This is a genomic window from Plastoroseomonas hellenica, from assembly GCF_018129085.1.
Classification (GTDB): Bacteria; Pseudomonadota; Alphaproteobacteria; order Acetobacterales; family Acetobacteraceae; genus Plastoroseomonas; species Plastoroseomonas hellenica.
On sequence record NZ_JAAGBB010000152.1, the window covers coordinates 1 to 746 of the forward strand.

General features: G+C 66.1%; 1 protein-coding gene. It reads left to right on the plus strand.

Going from position 1 to position 746, the window contains the following annotated elements; all coding sequences use genetic code 11:
• Positions 1–3: 3 nt before the first annotated feature.
• On the plus strand, positions 4–746 hold a 743-nt coding region (locus GXW71_RS34590), incomplete at its 3' end, for an elongation factor Tu (protein ID WP_211858628.1).

Sequence of the window (746 nt, forward strand, 5' to 3'; positions counted from 1 at the left end):
ACCATGGCGAAGGCGAAGTTCGAGCGGAACAAGCCGCACTGCAACATCGGCACGATCGGGCATGTGGATCACGGCAAGACGTCGCTGACGGCGGCGATTACGAAGGTCCTGGCCAAGTCTGGCGGTGCGACGTTCACGGCGTACGACCAGATTGACAAGGCGCCGGAGGAGCGTGCCCGCGGGATCACGATCTCGACGGCGCATGTGGAGTACGAGACGGCGAACCGTCACTACGCGCATGTGGATTGCCCTGGCCACGCGGACTACGTGAAGAACATGATCACGGGCGCGGCGCAGATGGACGGCGCGATCCTGGTGGTGTCGGCGGCGGACGGTCCGATGCCGCAGACGCGCGAGCACATCCTGCTGGCGCGCCAGGTCGGCGTTCCGGCGCTGGTGGTGTTCCTGAACAAGACCGACATGGCGGATCCGGACCTGTTGGAGCTGGTGGAGATGGAGGTGCGCGAGCTGCTGTCCTCCTACCAGTTCCCGGGCGACGACATTCCGATCATCTCGGGCTCGGCGCTGTGCGCGCTGGAGGACCGGGATCCGGAGAAGGGCGAGCAGGCGGTGCTGAAGCTGATGGCGGCGGTGGATGAATTCATCCCGCAGCCGGTGCGCGCGACGGACCGTCCGTTCCTGATGCCGGTGGAAGACGTGTTCTCGATCTCGGGGCGCGGCACGGTGGTGACGGGTCGTGTTGAGCGCGGCGTGGTGAAGGTGGGCGAGGAAGTCGAGATCGTCGG